Source organism: Caulobacter sp. AVps18, from assembly GCF_058681425.1.
Map to the genome: position 1 here is coordinate 680,142 of NZ_CM178737.1, position 17,416 is coordinate 697,557.

Annotated in this window: 14 protein-coding genes; 7 read left to right on the forward strand and 7 right to left on the reverse strand. The window is 67.0% G+C overall.

Annotation, left to right across the window (positions count from 1 at the left end):
- Nucleotides 1–4: 4 nt before the first annotated feature.
- Nucleotides 5–1,237 (forward strand): patatin-like phospholipase family protein, encoded by a 1,233-nt coding sequence (locus ACW179_RS03160; protein WP_492062855.1) that lies wholly within the window; start codon nucleotides 5–7, stop codon nucleotides 1,235–1,237.
- A 4-nt stretch (nucleotides 1,238–1,241) separates the two neighbouring features.
- Here ACW179_RS03160 and ACW179_RS03165 read toward each other — a convergent pair whose 3' ends face one another.
- The 6 genes from ACW179_RS03165 to ACW179_RS03190 form a co-directional block, all read right to left on the reverse strand.
- Nucleotides 1,242–1,562, reverse strand: a complete 321-nt coding sequence (locus ACW179_RS03165; RefSeq protein WP_492062856.1) for a hypothetical protein — start codon at nucleotides 1,560–1,562, stop codon at nucleotides 1,242–1,244.
- 187 nt (nucleotides 1,563–1,749) lie between these two features.
- Nucleotides 1,750–2,727, reverse strand: coding sequence for a lipid A-modifier LpxR family protein (locus ACW179_RS03170; protein ID WP_492062857.1), 978 nt, complete (start codon nucleotides 2,725–2,727; stop codon nucleotides 1,750–1,752).
- 228 nt (nucleotides 2,728–2,955) lie between these two features.
- Nucleotides 2,956–4,833, reverse strand: coding sequence for a ribonucleoside-diphosphate reductase subunit alpha (locus ACW179_RS03175; protein ID WP_492062858.1), 1,878 nt, complete (start codon nucleotides 4,831–4,833; stop codon nucleotides 2,956–2,958).
- A 428-nt stretch (nucleotides 4,834–5,261) separates the two neighbouring features.
- On the reverse strand, nucleotides 5,262–6,473 hold the full coding sequence (locus ACW179_RS03180; protein WP_492062859.1) for an outer membrane beta-barrel protein: 1,212 nt from the start codon (nucleotides 6,471–6,473) through the stop codon (nucleotides 5,262–5,264).
- Between the two features lie 306 nt (nucleotides 6,474–6,779).
- Complete coding sequence (locus ACW179_RS03185; RefSeq protein WP_492062860.1) at nucleotides 6,780–8,570, reverse strand: cation:proton antiporter domain-containing protein; 1,791 nt, start codon at nucleotides 8,568–8,570, stop codon at nucleotides 6,780–6,782.
- Between the two features lie 18 nt (nucleotides 8,571–8,588).
- Nucleotides 8,589–8,837, reverse strand: coding sequence for a helix-turn-helix domain-containing protein (locus tag ACW179_RS03190; protein ID WP_492062861.1), 249 nt, complete (start codon nucleotides 8,835–8,837; stop codon nucleotides 8,589–8,591).
- 71 nt (nucleotides 8,838–8,908) lie between these two features.
- On the opposite strand from ACW179_RS03190, the gene ybaL reads away from it, so the two are divergent.
- Together ybaL and ACW179_RS03200 are read left to right on the forward strand one after the other, a co-directional pair.
- Complete coding sequence (ybaL, locus tag ACW179_RS03195) at nucleotides 8,909–10,573, forward strand: YbaL family putative K(+) efflux transporter (RefSeq protein ID WP_492062862.1); 1,665 nt, start codon at nucleotides 8,909–8,911, stop codon at nucleotides 10,571–10,573.
- Between the two features lie 284 nt (nucleotides 10,574–10,857).
- Entirely contained in the window at nucleotides 10,858–12,105 is a 1,248-nt protein-coding gene (locus ACW179_RS03200) for a serine hydrolase domain-containing protein (RefSeq protein ID WP_492062863.1), read from the forward strand.
- A 218-nt stretch (nucleotides 12,106–12,323) separates the two neighbouring features.
- On the opposite strand, the gene ACW179_RS03205 is transcribed toward ACW179_RS03200, so the two are convergent.
- Nucleotides 12,324–13,676, reverse strand: coding sequence for an alpha/beta hydrolase family protein (locus ACW179_RS03205; protein ID WP_492062864.1), 1,353 nt, complete (start codon nucleotides 13,674–13,676; stop codon nucleotides 12,324–12,326).
- Between the two features lie 144 nt (nucleotides 13,677–13,820).
- Here ACW179_RS03205 and ACW179_RS03210 point away from each other — a divergent pair, with 144 nt between their 5' ends.
- The 4 genes from ACW179_RS03210 to ACW179_RS03225 all read left to right on the forward strand — a co-directional run bounded on the left by ACW179_RS03210 (nucleotide 13,821) and on the right by ACW179_RS03225 (nucleotide 17,390).
- Nucleotides 13,821–14,216 carry a DUF2946 family protein gene (locus ACW179_RS03210; protein WP_492062865.1) on the forward strand — a complete coding sequence of 132 codons (396 nt, stop codon included), beginning with the start codon at nucleotides 13,821–13,823 and terminating at the stop codon, nucleotides 14,214–14,216.
- 68 nt (nucleotides 14,217–14,284) lie between these two features.
- Complete coding sequence (locus ACW179_RS03215) at nucleotides 14,285–16,357, forward strand: TonB-dependent receptor family protein (RefSeq protein WP_492062866.1); 2,073 nt, start codon at nucleotides 14,285–14,287, stop codon at nucleotides 16,355–16,357.
- A gap of 11 nt (nucleotides 16,358–16,368) precedes the next feature.
- Nucleotides 16,369–16,884, forward strand: a complete 516-nt coding sequence (locus ACW179_RS03220) for a YcnI family copper-binding membrane protein (protein WP_492062867.1) — start codon at nucleotides 16,369–16,371, stop codon at nucleotides 16,882–16,884.
- A gap of 14 nt (nucleotides 16,885–16,898) precedes the next feature.
- Nucleotides 16,899–17,390, forward strand: coding sequence for a copper chaperone PCu(A)C (locus ACW179_RS03225; RefSeq protein WP_492062868.1), 492 nt, complete (start codon nucleotides 16,899–16,901; stop codon nucleotides 17,388–17,390).
- The last annotated feature ends 26 nt before the right edge of the window (nucleotides 17,391–17,416 follow it).

Here is a 17,416-nt window from a genome sequence, read left to right on the forward strand (position 1 = left end):
GGCCTTGAGCAAGGCACCCGACAGCAAGATCTCCATTCAGGGGCTGTTTCGCGACCGCAAGATGCCCGACCCTCTGCGCGGCAAGCGTCTGAGCGCGCCGCCGGCTGACATCATGGCCGAGGCTGTGGGCTTTCCCGGCGTACGCCTGACCGTCGACCAGGCTGATCAGGCGCTGAACGCGGTGGCCGACCGGCTGGCCCCTACCCGCTCACTGCTGGGCCGCGACGAGTTCAACATCCTGGCCCTGTCGGGCGGGGCGGCCGGCGGGGCCTATGGGGCCGGCGTGCTGACCGGCCTGACCAAGGCTGACAAGCGACCCGAATTCGCCATCGTCACCGGCGTCAGCACCGGGGCCCTGATCGCGCCGCTGGCCTTTCTGGGCCCGGCGTGGGACGCGCGCCTGGCGGACGCCTATGTCGGCGGCCACGCGGCGGAACTGCTGAGCCTGAAGAGCTTCGCCGGGGCCCTCGGGACAGGCCTCTTCAAGGGGGAAGGCCTGGACGCCCTGGTCGCGCCGTTCATCGACGAGATCGTCATCAATGCCGTGGCCCGCGAACACGCCCGCGGGCGGCGCCTGCTGATCGCCACCACCAATCTCGATAGCCAGAAGGCCACCATCTGGGACATGGGCGCCATCGCCTGCAAAGGCGGCGAGGCGGCGGTGAAGCTGTTTCGCGACGTGCTGGTGGCCTCGGCCAGCGTGCCGGGCCTCTTCCCGCCCAAGATGTTCGAGGTCGAGGCCGACGGGGTCCGTCATCAGGAAATGCACGTCGACGGCGGCGTGGCCGCGCCCCTCTTCCTGATGCCAGACGCGGTGCTGCACTGGCGCAACCTGGGCCAGCGCCTGCGCCGGGGCCGGGTCTATGTGATCGTCAACACCGTGCTGGAGCCCTCGACCCGCTCGACCCCGCCGGGCGTGGCCTCGATCATGGGCCGCAGTTTCGAGACCATGCTGCGGTTCTCGTATCGTCAGGCCCTGAGCCTGGCGTCAGGCTTTTGCGCGCGTCACAACCTGCCCTTCAGCGTGGCCTCGATCCCGGCCAGCTTCGACCATTTCAACATGCTGAAGTTCGACACCGCGACGATGCAGGAGATCTTCGACGCCGCCGAGGCCCTGGCCCAGACCGACCACCTGTGGTCCAGCCCCTCCGCCGAGCCCACGGGCTGGCGCGGCCTCTTCAAACGCCCCCTGCCCCGGCCCTCGATCTCGCCGGATCTGGAAGAGCCGCAGGGCTAAGCCCTCAGGCCTTCTTCAGGTGACGGGCGCGCAGTTTTTCGACATTGGGCGGATCAGCGCGGAAGTCCGAGGCCAGGCCCAGCCGGGCGTTGCACGAGGGGCAGCGCACGAAATCGGTATCCGCCAGCTCGGGCGCCGGGTCAAAGCGGGTACCGCACGGTTTGCACTTCCAGTCCCCCACGACGGGCGGAGGCGGCGGCGGCGGTTCGGGCATGACGTGTCGCGCCGGGCGAGCGATGCGCTCCAGCGGCGGTGGGCCTCCAGGGGCGGCGACGCCGCTCTTGAGGCTCAGGATCTTGCGGCGCGGGGGCTCGCTATCGCTCATGTCGGCAGACGGCTGTTGGAGAAGGGGCGCTAGAGCCCTTTCCGACCTGATGGCTTCATCAGGGTCGGAAAAAAGGGCTCTAAATCAAAAGGTTAGAGCATTTTTCGATCCGATAACCGTTTCACACTTATCGGAAAATGCTCTAGTGCATGATCGCGGCGCGAAACTCAAGCACCGATAGCCGCACTTACCAGTGCGGCTTGAGGCTGAAGGACAGGGCCACCATCGAGTCTTGCTGAGTCGCCAGGCCCATGATGATGTCCTTGGCCTTGATCTCACGATGGATATAGCCGACCGAGGCCTGCATCGGGCCCTTGCGCCAGGCCACCCCGGCTTGCGCATCGCCGATCAGCTTGCTGTTGACGTCAGAGGTCAATCCGGCCCGGCTCCAGTCGCCGTCCTGGCCACGCAGCATGTTCAGGCCCACAGCCCGGCCGCTGGCTGCGGCGAACACATACCAGCGTCCCCGACCACCGAAGGCCTCGCCGCCGTCGCGCAGGCCCAGCGAGTCGCTGACCCGGTCCTCGACCGACTTGCCCAGGCGCACCGTGGCCCCGGCCTCGGCAGACCCACCGGCGTCACCAAAGCCGAAACCGGCATGGGGGCTAAAGTCCAGGGCGAACTTGCCGGCCGCCAGCTTGACGGCCGAGGGCCAGCCGCGCGTCAGGGTGACGTCGACGTCGCGAGCCTCGTAGATGTCGCTGTCAGGGCGCACCAGTCGCAGCGGCGCGAAGGCGGCGTTGCGCGCCACACCGGCGATCGACACGCGAACCAGGTCCACCGTCCCTTCGCCCTGCTTGACCACGAAAGCGTTGGACCGCCAGGCCACCGGGCCGCGACCGTCATAATAGCGGTCGGCCTCGAGCAGACGGGCGTCGCCGAACGCAGCGGCTGGCGACAGGGCGAAGTCGCCTTCGACGCTGGCTTGCGGCGAGGCCACTTCGCGCGGCGCGAAACCCGTCGTGGAGGGTGTGGCTTCGGTCCGGCTGAGATTGATTCCCTTGGGCGTCGGCGTGGCGAGATCAAATCCAATGGGCGTGGCCTTGTCAGCGGCCAGATTAACCCTATCTGCGGACTTGAGGGCCTTGGCGGCCTTCGAAGCCTTGACGGATTTCAGGGCGGACTTCTGCGCGGCGAGCGCAGCGGTCGGGCAGGCTTGCGCCAAGGCGATCGCCAAGGCGGTAAGGCAGAGCGCGGAAATCTTTATTCCACCGACCCGCATCGCGGACCCCCATCCCAATCGAATCCAACGTATCTCGTAAATCGCGCCTGTCCAGCGCGACCCTTCCCCGCATGGTGAACAACGTGGGGCCGACTTGGTTCCGAACACGTAAACGCCGGCGCGAACAGGTTCGCGCCGGCGTCTGAATGCTTAGAGCAGTATTGCGACACCCTATTGGCAGGCGAGGCATTCCTCGTAGTCGGTCTTGACCATCTGGTCGAAGCCGCCGGTCGAGGCCACGGCAACATCTGCGCCTGCATAGGAGGCCCGCTGCACCGACTTGGAGCGCAGGTAGTAGAGCGACTTCACGCCCCGCTCCCAGGCCTGCCAGTGCAGCATGTGCAGGTCCCACTTGTCGACATCGCCGGGCAGGAAGATGTTGACCGACTGGCTCTGGCAGATTTCCGGGGTGCGGTCGGCGGCCAGTTCAACCACCCAGCGCTGGTCCAGTTCGAAGGCGGTCTTGTAGACGTCCTTGTCGTCCTGGCTGAGGAAGTCCAGATGCTGGACCGAGCCCTCGTTCTCCAGGATCGAACCCCAGACGGCGTCGGTGTTCTGGCCCTTCTCCTCGAGCAGCTTCTCCAGATAGGGGTTCTTGACCGCGAACGAGCCCGACAGGGTCTTGTGCGTATAGATGTTGGCCGGGATCGGCTCGATGCCGGCGCTGGTGCCGCCGCAGATGATCGAGATCGACGCGGTCGGCGCAATGGCCAGCTTGTGCGAGAAGCGCTCCATCGAGCCCCTGTCGGCGGCGTCCGGGCACGGGCCCTTTTCCTCGCCGATGGTGATCGAAGCCTTGTCGGCCTCGCGGCGCAGGTGCTTGAACATCCGCATGTTCCAGCTTTTGGCCAGGGCGCTCTCGAACGGCACGTTCTGGCTCTGCAGGAAGCTGTGGAAGCCCATCAGGCCCAGACCCACCGAACGCTCGCGCATGGCCGCATAGGCGGCGGTGGCGGCGGCGTCGGGCGCGCGGTCGATGAAGTCCTGCAGGACGTTATCGAGGAAGCGCATGATGTCCTCAATGAACATCGGCTCGTCGCGCCACTCCATGAAGGTCTCGGCATTGACCGACGACAGGCAGCAGACGGCCGTGCGGTCATTGCCCAGATGGTCGACGCCGGTGTGCAGCATGATCTCGCTGCACAGGTTGGACTGGCGCACCGTCAGACCCAGCTCGCGCTGGTGCTGGGGCATGGCGCGGTTCACGGTGTCGGAGAAGATCAGATAGGGCTCGCCGGTCTGCAGGCGCAGTTCCAGGACCTTCTGCCACAGGGCGCGGGCATCGACCTCGCGCAGGACTTCGTTGGTCTTGGGCGAGCGCAGGCCAAACTTCAGGCCGTCGCGGACGGCGTGCATGAACTCGTCGCTGATCGAGATGCCGTGGTGCAGGTTCAGGGACTTGCGGTTGAAGTCGCCCGAGGCCTTGCGGATTTCCAGGAACTCTTCGATCTCCGGGTGGTGGATGTCGAGATAGACAGCCGCCGAGCCGCGGCGCAGCGAGCCCTGCGAAATCGCCAGGGTCAGGCTGTCCATCACGCGGATGAAGGGGATGATGCCGCTGGTCTGGCCCTGGCCCTTGACCTTTTCGCCGATCGACCGGACGCCGCCCCAGTAGGTGCCGATGCCGCCGCCGTTGGCCGCCAGCCAGACGTTCTCGTTCCAGACGCCCAGGATGCCGTCCAGGCTGTCGGAGACCGAGTTCAGGAAGCAGCTGATCGGCAGGCCGCGCTCGGCGCCGCCATTGCTGAGCACCGGGGTCGAGGGCATGAACCACAGTTTGCTCATGTAGTCATAGACGCGCTGGGCGTGGTCGGCGTCGTCGGCGAAGGCCGTCGACACGCGGGCGAACATGTCCTGATAGGACTCGCCGGGCAGCAGATAGCGGTCTTCCAGGGTGGTCTTGCCAAAATCGGTCAGCAGGGCGTCGCGCGAGCGATCCACCTGAACCTTGCGCACCAGCGACAGCTGGGGACGCTCTGAAGTCCGCATCCCGCCGGTGCGGGTCTGCGAGGTCGCAATCTTCGCCGCTTCACTGCCGTTCATGATCAAAATCCATAATCAATCAGCGTGTTCCGGAGAAGGAACTACCTCACCCAGCCGCTACATCTTGTGGCCGAGGAGCCCCCTCAGCCCACATATGGGGCCACAGTGGCTAATGACTCGTCAACGCCCCGGAGGCGAGTTTTTCGTTAACAAGCTGTGAACGGGAGCAAGTTCACAGGCAGGATCAAGGGGTTGCTCCCCCGAACTTTTTTCACCTGCGACAGAGCGCCACAAGGCCGCTGCGGTGATCCGCCCCCGGACTTCGACATCCGCCCACAGGCTGACCACAAAGCCCGCTGCCGGGGCTGCAATCGGACGCTGGGAGGTCTCGCCAGCGATCGACAGCGCAGGGCGCGGGGTGTTGCGCAGCGCGCAAAAGAAAAGGGCCCGGCGTCGCCGCCAGGCCCTCTCCCGATCTTGGTGGATCGCGATCTTTAGAAGTTGATCGAGATCGTGGAACGGCGGTTCAGCGGTTCCTTGACGCCATCGCCCGTGGCGACGGCAGGAGCGCTTTCGCCCTTCCAGTCGACAGCCAGGGCGTCCTGGGCAACGCCCAGACCGACCAGGGCGTCGGCGACGGCCTTACCACGACGCTCGGACAGGCGAGCATTGTACTTGGGCGAACCCGAGGTGTCGGTGTGACCGACGACCACCAGCTTCGTCGCCTTGCCGGCGTTGGCGTAGTTCGCAGCTTCCGAAACCACCGACTGGGCTTCCGGCGTCAGGACCGATTGGTCGAACGGGAAGTAGACGATGAACTCGCGAGCCTCATACGCCGGCGGAGGCGGCGGGGGAGGCGGCGGGGGCGGGGGCGGCGGGGGCGGCGGGGGAGGAGGCGGGGGCGGGGGCGGCGGCGGGGGCGGCGGGGGCGGGGGAGCCGCGAAGGAATAGCGCAGACCCACGGTCAGCGACTGATCCTTGTATTGGCCTTCGAACGCGCCGGTTTGCAGAGCGCCCGAACCCTGGGCTTGCCATCCGTGATCGACACCCGCGAGGTAACGATAGGTCACGTCGAGCTTCAGCTTGTCGGTCGCCTTGATCGAGGCACCGGCGATCGCTTGCCAGGCCACGGCCAGATCGTTGTCGTCGACGGTCAGGTTCTGGATCGCGACATTGGTCGGGGTGATGGCACCGACGCCGCTGAACTGGCCGAGAGTCTTGATGTCCAGACGGTTCAGGCCGACACCGGCACCCACGAAGGGGTTCAGCCAGGCGTCAGGCGCAAAGTCGTACAGGACGTTGGCCATCACGGTCCAGGAATCGATCGAACCGTCCGGCGAGCCGCAGGTCGGAGCGGCGGCGGTGCGCGTCACGCCCGGGGTGCAAAGACCGCGGGGTTGCTGGCGCACGGCGTTGCCGCGAACCGAGGTCAGATCGCCGGGGCGATAGCCGCCTTCAAGTTCAGCGCGCCAGTTGGGCGAGAACTGATAGCCGAGACGGACGAAGCCGGTCCAGTCGCGGTCCGAAGCCCACTGCCAGTGATAGTGCGCGCCGTCCGGCGCGTTCAGGTCGGACTCTGAACCGACGCTGGTCGGGAAGTGGTAGCCAAGATCGACCGCGCCGTACCAGCCGGTCTCTTGAGCGGAGACGGCCGACGCGGTGCAAACCGCAGCCAGAGCCACTCCCGCCAGGAGTTTGAATTTCATATCAAGAGCCCTCTATTGCCCTGCTCCGGCCGAAAACGACCGGGCATCGTTATACCAAGGCGAACGTCCCGGGAAAGTGTCAGCAAAGCCACACTCGTCAGGTTTCGCTGACCTGGATATTTCGTCCAGGACGCTAAACAAGACCGCCCCAAGAATCAACTTCCGAGCGTACCGGCTGATTTTTCCGCAGAGCGCGCCATCAGGTATGGGTTCGCACGTGAATCCGTATCGCGCAAGGCCCGTCAAGTCAAAAGAATGGACTTCCCAGCCCGCCGCTGCCCTTTCAGGGGCAAGGCGCCTCACTGCTCAGCGTAATGTGGCGTCTCGCAGGCGGCGACGCTTGCCGCCCAAAGCGTCAGGACGATTCAGGACCTTGCGATATTCATCGCGGCGCTCGTGAATCGAGGCGATGACCAGGCCCATCGGCACACCGATATCGACCAGCACAGCTTCTGAAAGTTGCAGGCTGGCCTCGATGGTCTCGGGCACGGCGTCGGTGGCACCCAATTCATAGAGGCGAGCCGCATGCCGGGCGTCACGCGCCCGGGCCACGATGGCCAGATCGGGCCGGGCCCCGCGTGCGGCGGCGACCACCGCCTCGACACCTTCGGGCGAGTCCATGGTCACCACCACTGCCCGGGCGGTGGCCAGACCGCAGCGCTCCAGCAATTCCAGGCGCGAGGCGTCGCCATAATAGATGCGGCTGCCGTCGCGGCGGCCCTGCTCGACCAGCCGGGCGTCGCGCTCGACGGCGATCCATGGCAGGTCGTGCCGGCTCAGCATGTCGCAAACCAGCTTGCCCACCCGGCCATAGCCCACCACCAGCACCTGGCCCGAGGGCTCGGGGCCGACGCGATCAGGCTCATCGGCCGGCGCCTCAGCGGTCTTGGCCAGCGCCGTCTTGCGCCCGAGCCGCGCGCCCAGCGCCGCCAGGGCCGGGATCAGGAACATGGTCAGGGTCGCCGAGACCAGCACCGCCTGCCCCACCGGACGTGAGACGACGCCGGCCCCCATGGCGTTGTCCAGGATCACGAAGGCAAACTCGCCGCCCGCCGCCAGGATCAGGGCCGCCTCGGCCGAGGCCCGCGAGCCCAGGCGCATGGCCAGGCCCAGGCCAAAGACCATCGCCGCCTTCACCGCCAGCAGGCCCAGGGCGACCCCCAGGATCAGAACAGGCTTGGCCACCAGCAGAGACAGGTCCAGCCGGATGCCCAGCGACACGAAGAACAGGCTCAGCAGCAGCCCCTTGAAGGGCTCGATCTTGACCTCGACCTCATGGCGATACTCGGTCTCGGCCAGCAGCACCCCGGCCACGAAGGCCCCCAGGGCCATCGACAGGCCCGACAGGGCGCTGACCATGCCCGCGCCGATGATCACCAGCAGGCAGGCGGCCATGAACATCTCTTCGCTCTTGGCCTTGGCGACAGACTTCAGCATGGGCCGCAGGGCCAGGCGCCCCACCAGCACGATCGCGCCCAAACCCAGGGCGGCCGGCGCGAGTGCGACCAGATCCTTCAGGGCGAACGATCCGTCGCCCCGGCCCAGTATGGTCAGGGTGATCAGGATCGGCGCGACGGCCAGATCCTGGAACAGCAACACCGAGAAGGTCGCACGGCCGCCTTCGGAATGCAGACGCCGTCGCTCGGCCAGCACCGGCACGGCGATCGCGGTGGACGACAGGGTCAGGGCCGCGCCGATGGCCAGGGCCGCGACCGGCGGCTGACCCAAGGCCATGGCCACCAGGCCCAGGGCGACCGAGCAGCCGATCACCTGGGCCGCGCCCAGACCAAACACCAGCTTGCGCATCAGGCGCAGCCGTTCCCACGACAGTTCAAGCCCGATCATGAACAGCAGGAACACCACGCCGAACTCGGCCAGCTGGGCGATTTCGTCGGGATTGTCGACGGTCACATAGTCCAGCCACGGCGCGATGGGGATCAAGCGGCCCAGGCCGTACGGCCCCAGGATCACCCCGGCCAGCAGAAAGCCCAGAATGGGATTGAGCTTCAGGCGCTTGAAGATCGGCGCAACGACGCCCGCGGTGGCCAGGAACAGGACCAAGTCCTTGTAGTCCGCTGGTGAAACCTCGTGCTGCACGCGCCCTCCCCTTCCTCTCTAGTCCGGTTGCTTGAGCCTGACGCCCGCTCCGGCGTCGCCGGCTGCAATCAACGCGACACCGCCCGCCTCGATCGCCTCGATCAGAAGACGTTCGGTGCTATGGTGCAACGCATGACGCTCGGTTTCGAAGTCCTTGACCGTACTGCGCGACACACCCGCCCGGTCGGCGAGCTCGCCTTGCGACCAGCTGAGCAGGCCGCGGGCGCCCCGACACTGGGCCGGCAGGAGAATTTTTGCGTGGGGCATGTGGAAAACCTAGGCAACATCACCCATATTGGTTGATTACGGCCAAAAATACCGACCGTCAAGGAGAGCGTTTGCACCATACCTCGCTGATCGTCACCATCGTCGCGGGCCTGGGGCTGGCCTTTGTCTTCGGCGCCCTCGCCAACCGTCTGAAGCTGCCGGTGCTGGTCGGCTATCTGGTGGCCGGCGTGATGGTGGGGCCGTTCACGCCTGGCTATGTGGCCGATCAGGAGCTGGCGCCGCAGCTGGCCGAAATCGGCGTGATCCTGCTGATGTTCGGGGTCGGGCTGCACTTTTCGCTGAAAGACCTGATGGCGGTGCGCAGGATCGCCATCCCGGGCGCCATCGTACAGATCGTCGCCGCCACGCTGATGGGCCTGGGCCTGGCCCTGGCTCTGGGCTGGACCGTCGGGGCGGGGATCGTCTTTGGCCTGGCCCTGTCGGTGGCCTCGACCGTGGTGCTGCTGCGGGCCCTGCAGGAGCGGCGGCTGGTCGAGACCGGGCGCGGCAAGATCGCGGTGGGCTGGCTGATCGTCGAGGACCTGGCGATGGTGCTGGCCCTCGTTTTGCTGCCGGCCCTGTCAGGCATGCTGGGCGGAGAGGCTGCCGCCCCCGGTCCCGGCGGCGTCGCCGGCACCTTCGCCATCACCATCGGCAAGGTCGTGGCCTTCGTCGCCTTCATGCTGATTGTCGGCCGCCGCGTGATCCCCTGGGTACTGCACCGCGTCGCCCACACCGGCTCGCGCGAACTGTTCCGGCTGGGCGTACTGGCCATGGCGCTGGGCGTCGCCTTCGGCTCGGCGGCGCTGTTTGGCGTCTCCTTTGCGCTCGGAGCCTTCTTCGCCGGCATGATCATGGCCGAGAGCGAGCTGAGCCAGCAGGCCGCTAACGAGACCCTGCCCCTGCGCGACGCCTTCGCGGTGCTGTTCTTCGTCTCGATCGGCATGCTGTTTGATCCGATGGTGCTGCTGCGCGAGCCGCTGGCCGTGCTGGCCACCCTGGCGATCATCGTGGTGGGCAAGTCGATCGCCGCCCTGATCATCGTACTGGCCTTCCGGAGGCCGATGAGCACCGCCCTGACCATCTCGGCCAGCCTGGCCCAGATCGGCGAGTTCTCGTTCATCCTGGCCGGCCTGGGCGTGAGCCTGAAGCTGCTGCCGGAAGCGGGCCGCGACCTGGTCCTGGCCGGGGCCATCCTGTCGATCCTGCTCAATCCGCTGCTGTTCGTGATCCTCGACCGCTTCCTGCCCAGGATGATCGCCGACGAGCGCGAAGCGGCCGGCGAGCCGCCGCTGGTCGCCGCCACCAAGCCCCACGCCCTGCTGGTCGGCTATGGCCGGGTGGGCAAGCGGGTGGCCGAGGGCCTGAAGGGCCGCACGCCGCTGGTGGTGATCGAGGCCGACCCCGAACGCGCCGCCGAACTGCGCGCCGCCGGCTTCGAGGTGGTCAACGGCAATGCGGTGCTGTCTGAGGTGCTGCTGAAGGCCGGCCTGGCCAGGGCCACCCACCTGTTCGTCGCCGTGCCCAGCCCCTTCGAGGCCGCCCGGATCATCGAGCAGGCCAGGGCCGCCAACCCCAAGGCCGAGATCATCGCCCGCGCCTATACCGACGCGGATGTGGTGCTGCTGAAAAGCATGGGTGCCAGTCACGCCCTGATCGGCGAGGACGAGATCGCCCGGGGGATGCTGGCGCGGGCCCCGAAGAAGAAGCCGGTGGCAGCGGCGGGCGGACATTAGGGGAGCCGGATTTGACTCTTGGGCGAAGTTTGGAAGGTCCACTCAGGACCAGTGGCCATCGCGTTCGTAGTGATGAGGTCAGATGTTCGGGTCACCCGAGCACCACCTATCCTGAGTAGCGCCAGATCGGGAGCCGATCCCGCGTGGCCGCAGTTGCACTCAAACCTGACAGCCCCTTCCCTTGAGGCACCAGTTCGCCGGGACACACGGCTGTTCACCGATCAAGGCAGGCCATTGACCGAGCCTGCGTTGACGAACCTGCAGCGAACGGGTCAACCGACGCCATGGCCAGCCCATCCCTCCGTCAACGCGCCGTTGCGCCCGATCCGCACTTGCGGCCACTCCCTCCCAAGCTCTGGATAAACAAAAGAATGCTGAAGACAATTTCCGCCGCCATCGGCCTGATTGCGGTCATGGGCGGCCTTGCCCATAGCGCAAACGCCCAGACGACGCAGATCGCAGACGCCGATAGCAAGACCGCGGCAATTGAACGCCTGGTTCAAAGCGAGATGGCGGCTCGCCGTATTCCCGGGCTCCAGCTGGCGATCGTGAAAAACGGCAAAATCATCTTCAAGGGCGCTTACGGCCAGTCCGACCTCGAGACCGCCAAGCCTGTCACGGACCGCACGGTTTTCGGCATCAATTCGATCAGCAAGGCCTTCACCGGCGTCGCGGCGATGCAGCTTGTCGAGGCCGGAAAACTCGATCTCGACGCCTCGGTGACGCAATATCTCCACGAGCTTCCGCCGGCGTGGAAACCGATCACGGTCCGCCAGATCCTGACGCACACATCAGGCCTGCCCGAGATCATCGACGACAATACCCGGCTGATCGACGGCGCCGAGCCCGACGCCGCCTGGGCCAAGGTCCAGACCCTTCCCCTGAGATATGCGCCCGGCACGCAGTATGCCTACAACCAGACGGGCTATGCCCTGATGGGCAAGATCATCGAGAAGCTCTCGGGCAAGCGCTTCGTTGATGTCGTTGGCGAGGGGCAATTCAACGCGGCGGGCATGGCGCAAGCCCGCTTTGGAAACACGGCCGATACCGTGCCCGAGCTGGCCCGGCTCTACACCTATCTGACGCTGCAGATTACGGACATGAGGACGGTCGGCGTCGAGCGCAGCGAGACCCCGCTTGCGCGCCAGGAGGTCTGGCCGGCCTACATGCATCCCACCGCAGGCGTTCAGGCCACGGCCACAGACCTGGCCGCATGGGTTATCGCGCTGCAGAAGCGGCAACTGGTCAGCGAAAAAGGCCTCGAACAGCTCTGGACCCCGCAGCAACTGCCCGACGGAAGCTATCGCGGCTTCAACAAGACCATCAATGGCTATGGACTGGGCTGGCCGGTCATTCGCCGCGCGGAACACCCCGCGATCACGCCCACGGGCGGCAATCGCGCGGCCATCTTCATCTACCCCAAGGATGACCTTACGGTGATCGTCCTGACGAACCTGCTGGGCGCTTCACCCCACAGTTTTGTCGACAAGATTGCGTCGCAATACATCCCCGATCTCGCGGTCGAAAACTGACGAAAGCGTCTCGTCGCGAGGGCGGCCGGATGGGCGGTTGGCAAAAGCCGATCGGTTCAAGGCAGGGTGCCGTCACTCTGACGCCCGGTGGCGGGACCCTTCAGGTTTGGGTCCCGAGAACGCCTATGCACTCGCGGCGAAATTGTTGGAGGAACGTGGTGCGCGTGGCGTAGTCGGGAACGCTTATGGCGCCCTGCCCGCGCGACCGTGGCCCGCTGTCACAGCCCCGGCGGCGGCTCGGCTGTGTCATGGCGCAATTGCAGGCCCAACGCCCAACGGTTCTGAAAGCCCGGCCAGTAGCCGGCGCTCGCCGGATCCGACGGGGAGGCATAGAGGCCCTCTGTGGGCGCGCCTTGGCCGACGCGCCAGACGCCGTCCGCCGCCTTGGGCGTCGGCACCGTCAGATAGCTTCCATGGGCCTTGTCGCCCTTCAGACGCGCGTCGAGGAAGGCGGTGATGAAGTGGCGGTTGATCGCCAGGATTCGATCGCGACGCCAGACCGGCTCTTCGAAGCGCACGACCGATTGATAGTCGCTGATCAGGCTGGGCGGCGTGCCGTCGCGAGCGATATTGTGCCGCGCGTTCTCGTAGACGAGGAGATTGCGGTCGGCGCCCCGCATGGCGCCGTACAGCCAGGCGACGCCATCGGCGTATCCACTGACGTCGTCACGATCACCAACGATCAGCAGGCTTGGGACCGTGATCCTGGCCAGGCTGTCGGCCGTCCAGGCGCGCAGCGGCGGCGCGCCGCCCCAGGGCGCGAAAGCCACCATCGCCTTGACGTCCTTGGGCGTGTTCGCGGTGAAGTCCCGATTGTCGGTGGTGAAGGGTTGGAGCAGGCCCCCAGGCGCGACCTTGGCGAGCGGGCCGTTCGGATCCAGCCCCGCGCCCATGGTCGCCAGCGCTCCGAAGCCGCCCATGGAATAGCCGATCAAGGCGATGTTGCCCGGATCATAGACGTTTCGCAGGGACCCTTCTCCGGCGGTCTTGGTAAGGGCTTCGATGACGAACCTTTGGTCGGCGACGCGCGTGATCACCGTCGTGGCGAACGACAGCTGCGGCGCGGCCAGCGTGACCGGCTCAAGATCGTGATGGTCGATCGAAGCCACGACATAGCCCTTGGAGGCAAGGTTCTCGGCCAGGTCGCTGAAGCTGGTCGCCCAGTTGCGATAGCCGTGCGAGATCACCACCAACGGAAAGGCCTGGCCGCGCACCGGCTTGGCGTCAGGATAGGCCCCGCCGATCTTGTAGGGGACCTGGGCGGCGACTTCGCCCGCCGCAGGCTTGTCTGGCATGGTGTAGCGCACGGTGGCGGTGCCGGCCGTCGGGCGGGTGGCGGGGTACCAGATGGTCAGCGGCAGGACGCGATCACCGCGCACCAGCTTACCGGCCGCCAGATCGCTGGCCACAAGGTTCGGCTGGTCCTTTTCCGTCAGGGTCTGGGTGATCACGCCGACTGGGTAGGCGCCGGCCGCCGCCAAGGCGGGACCATCGGAGACAATCTCCCGGGCCAGGGCCGCGCTGGGCGCGGAGAACAGGAGGAAAAGCAGCAGGCCCGTCGGGAACTTCATAATGGTGCCTCTCGTACCGTTACTGGCGGCGCGATTCGCCGGCTCGGTTCGCGAAGCGGCATAGCCGAAGGCCAAGACAGGTTTGTCACGGTTACCCGGTGATCGATTGACCCCGCACACGCCAGCGCCTAGTCACCCACCGCAATGACCGCCCGTCGCGCCAGATCCGGCTCTACCCTGCTCGTCGCCCTGCTGGCGGCGTTTGCGGTGCTGGCCCAGACCCTGGTGCCGGCCGTCGCCATGGCGCGCTCGACCAGCGCCGGCGAGGCGATCATCATCTGTACGGCCGACGGCGCCAAGCTGGTCAAGGTGGGCGGCGAAGAGCCAGTTCCCGCCAAGATCTTCGGCGGCTTCAAGTGCGGCCAGTGCCTGGTCGCCAGCCTGGCCGCCATCACCCCCGATCCCGCCGCGACCGTCGTTCCCGTGCGCTATGCCGTCCGTCTGGAGGTCGCCGTCGTGCGCACCCTGGGCGTGCGCGGTCATGCCCGTGCGCCGCCTCGTCCGCCCGGACAGGGACCACCCGCCAACCTGAACGCCTGACCCAAAAAGCCTGCGCAGCGGCTGGTGCCGCCTGCGCGTCTCGTCACGTTTTCAGGACTGCAATTTCCATGACGCTCACCTTCCGCCGCGCCCTCCTGCTGGGCGCTGCCGCCCTTTGCCTGTCTTCCGCAGCTCACGCCGCCGAGACCGACCAGACCCATATCGACTCGGTTCTGGTCACCGCCCGCCCCGATCCCGAAGACCCGCCCGCCGTCGCCCAGGCCCGCAAGCGCCTGTCGGAAACCCCCGGCGCGGTGGCGGTGATCTCGTCGGAAGCCTATGCCAACCGCTTCGCCCTGGGCCTCAACGACACCGTCCGCGACGTGCCCGGCGTCTTCGCCCAGAAGAAGTTTGGCGAAGACACCCGCCTGTCGATCCGGGGTTCTGGCCTGGGCAATAGCAATCACAATCGCGGAACCCTGCTGGCCCAGGACGGTGTGCCCCTGAACGAGGCCGACGGCTTTGGCGACTTCCAGCTGATCGACCCGCTGCTGGCCCGCTATACCGAGGTCTACAAGGGCGGCAACGCCCTGCGCTTCGGCGGGGCCCTGCTGGGCGGGGCGATCAATTTCGTGACGCCGACGGGCAAGACGGCCGGGGCAGACAACCTGATCCGCGTCGAGGGCGGCTCGTTCGGCACGGCCCGGCTGCATGGCGAGGTGGCACGCCAGTTCGGCGACAATGACGTCTTCGTCGGTGCCACCCTGATGAACGCCGACGGCTGGCGCCAGCAGAGCAACGCCTCGGCCGCCCGCCTGTCGGCCAATATCGGCCACAGCTTCGGCGAGGACCGCGAGGTTCGCCTGTATGTCAGCGGCGCAGACCTGCGCCAGCAGATCGCCGGCTCCCTGACCCTGGCCCAGGCCCTGAACAGCCCGGAAAAGGCCGCCGCCGCCAATCTGGCCAACAACTACGGCCGCAACATGCGCAACGCCCGGGCCAGCCTGCAGACCACCTGGCGACTGTCTGACAGCACCGTGTTCGAGGGCGGCGTCTATGGTGCCTGGAGGGACCTGGACCACCCGATCTTCCAGGTCATCGACCAGGAAAGCCGCAACTTCGGGGCCTTCGGTCGGCTGGACTGGACCGGCGAACTGGCCGGCCATGCCTCTGACCTGTTCGCGGGCGCTTCCTACCGGATCGGCGATCTGGACGCCCGCCAGTGGCTGAACCTGCGCGGCTCCAAGGGCGCGGCCCAGGCGTTCTCGCGGCAGAACGCGGAAGCCCTGGACGTCTTCGCCGAGGGCCGGTTCTTCGTGACCCCGCGCGTCGCCGTGGTGGCCGGTGCCACCTACGGAACCGCCCAGCGCGACTATCGCGCCTACAGGCTGGCGGGCGTGGCCTCGACCTTCGACCTGACCGCCAGCCGCGACTATGACTGGCTGGCCCCGCGCGTGGGACTGCTGTTCCAGGTCGATGCTGACAGCCAGATCTTCGCCAACCTGACCCGCTCGGTCGAGCCGCCAAATTTTGGAGCTTTCTCGCCGACCGCCGCCGCCGGCTTCGCCCCGGTGGTGCCGCAAGAGGCCTGGACCGGCGAGATCGGCGCGCGCGGCCGCAAGGGCGCGTTTGCCTGGGACCTGGCCCTGTACCGCGCCGAACTGGACCATGAGCTGCTGAGCTTCGTGGTCGACGCCGACCATCCGGCCAGCACCTTCAACGCCGACCAGACGATCCACCAAGGCATCGAGGCGGGGCTGGACTGGCGCTTCTCGCCGCGCCTGCGGCTGCGCCAGACCTATGCCTGGTCGGATTTCAGGTTCGACGGTGACGCCCAGTATGGCGACGCCACCCTGCCGATCGTGCCCGAGCACCTGTACCGCGCCGAGCTGAAATACGAGCACCCGGCCGGCTGGTTCGTGGCCCCGTCGGTGGAGTGGACGCCCAAGGGGGCCTTTGTCGACTATCGCAACAAGGTCCGCGCGCCCGACTATGCCATCGCCTCGCTGGGGGCCGGCTACACGCGAGACGGGGTGACGCTGTTCCTGGATGCGCGCAATCTGCTCGACAAGCGCTATGTGGCCACGGTCAACGCCCAGGCCAATGCGGCTTCGGTCACGGCGGCGACCATCAAAAACACGGCCGCCTACTGGCCGGGCGAGGGACGCGGCGTCTTCGTCGGCGTCTCGGGCAAGTTCTAGGAGAGATGCAGATGCGCAAGATCGCCCTTACCCTCCTGGCCCTGGCCGCGCCCCTCCCGGCCCTCGCCCCCATGCCTGCTCTCGCCCACGTGGTGGCCGCGCCCGATACGGCGCGGGCGGGGTCATATGCCGCCGTCGCCTTCCGGGTGGGCCATGCCTGCTCGGCGGGCGATACCACCCTGAAGGTCCGCATCGAGATCCCGCCCGGCGTGGTCTCGGCCCGGCCCCAGCCCAAGCCGGGCTGGACCTATGAAATCGAGCGCGAGGCGGGTGCCGATCCCAAGGCCGCGCCCTCGGCGATCACCTTCAGCGGCCGCTTGCCTGACGAGGCCTTTGACGAGTTCAGCCTGCTGATGAAACTGCCCGCTACGGGCGAGGCCCTGGTCTTTCCCGTGATCCAGACCTGCGAGAAGGGCGAAAGCCAGTGGACCCAGGTTCCCTCGGCCGGTGCCCCGGACGAGCGCCTCTCTCGCCCCGCCGCCATCCTTCGCCTGACACCGGCCGTGCCCGCCGGCCACCAGCATTGACCCGGAGATTTCCGATGCGCACCCCGACCCTGATCGCCCTGGCCGCCGCCGTTGCCACCGCCCTCGCCCTTCCGGCGACGGCGGCCGACTACAAGCTCGGTGCCCTGACCATCCAGTCGCCCTGGAGCCGCCCGGCCATGGCCGGCATGAACGGCGTGGGCTTCATGACCATCGCCAACGCCGGGACCAGGCCGGTGAAACTGCTGTCGGCCCAGAGCCCGGCCGCCACGTCGGTGGAGATCCATCTGTCGGCCATGGCCAATGGTGTGATGACCATGCGTCGCCAGGACGCCGGGGTCGAGATCCCGGCCGGCGGGGCCGTGGCCTTCGCCCCGGGCGGCTATCACTTCATGCTGCTGGGCCTGAAGCAACCTCTGGCGGCGGGGCAAAAAGTACCCGTCACGCTGGTCTTCGAAAATGGCCGGCGCAGCCTGGTGGAGCTTGCAGTGCAGACGGCGGCGCCCAAGGCGGCGCAAGGCCCGGCGTCGGAGCACCAGCACCACTAGGCCCTGGCCGAGCGGATAGATGACAA

Coding starts and splice junctions, on each gene's coding strand:
- ACW179_RS03165 (WP_492062856.1), bottom strand. CDS start 1,562: ATGAGCGATAGCGAGCCCCCGCGCCGCAAGATCCTGAGCCTCAAGAGC.
- ACW179_RS03180 (WP_492062859.1), bottom strand. CDS start 6,473: ATGAAATTCAAACTCCTGGCGGGAGTGGCTCTGGCTGCGGTTTGCACC.
- ACW179_RS03190 (WP_492062861.1), bottom strand. CDS start 8,837: ATGCCCCACGCAAAAATTCTCCTGCCGGCCCAGTGTCGGGGCGCCCGC.
- ACW179_RS03200 (WP_492062863.1), top strand. CDS start 10,858: ATGGCCAGCCCATCCCTCCGTCAACGCGCCGTTGCGCCCGATCCGCAC.
- ACW179_RS03205 (WP_492062864.1), bottom strand. CDS start 13,676: ATGAAGTTCCCGACGGGCCTGCTGCTTTTCCTCCTGTTCTCCGCGCCC.
- ACW179_RS03210 (WP_492062865.1), top strand. CDS start 13,821: ATGACCGCCCGTCGCGCCAGATCCGGCTCTACCCTGCTCGTCGCCCTG.
- ACW179_RS03215 (WP_492062866.1), top strand. CDS start 14,285: ATGACGCTCACCTTCCGCCGCGCCCTCCTGCTGGGCGCTGCCGCCCTT.
- ACW179_RS03220 (WP_492062867.1), top strand. CDS start 16,369: ATGCGCAAGATCGCCCTTACCCTCCTGGCCCTGGCCGCGCCCCTCCCG.
- ACW179_RS03225 (WP_492062868.1), top strand. CDS start 16,899: ATGCGCACCCCGACCCTGATCGCCCTGGCCGCCGCCGTTGCCACCGCC.